The sequence below is a fragment of the Stenotrophomonas sp. SrG genome, assembly GCF_050031795.1.
GTDB lineage: Bacteria > Pseudomonadota > Gammaproteobacteria > Xanthomonadales > Xanthomonadaceae > Stenotrophomonas > Stenotrophomonas rhizophila_A.
Genome location: NZ_JBNBBE010000926.1, coordinates 1 through 242, shown reverse-complemented (window position 1 = coordinate 242; position 242 = coordinate 1). Strand labels below are relative to the sequence as shown.

Here is a 242-nt window from a genome sequence, read left to right as displayed (position 1 = left end):
CCGACGACAGCGAGGACGACCAGGCCGTCGGCACCCCCGACGGCGGCGCCGGCGCCTGACCTGAGCGGGCCCGGCAGCGCCGACCCGCACCTGCGCCGCCTGCCGGGCGGCGCGGTCGCCAGCGACAACGCCGACGAGGCGGTGGCCATCACCACCGCCGTGGTCGAGCGCGCCCGCCGCCAGGTGGGGCTGCACAGCCCCGTACGCGCCCCCGGCCTGCTCGATGCACCGCCGGTGCGGGA

1 pseudogene is annotated in these 242 nt (G+C 80.2%); it reads left to right on the top strand.

The window, feature by feature from the left end:
- Window positions 1–242, top strand: a pseudogene (locus tag ACQG3P_RS22195) (hypothetical protein); the annotation flags it as partial.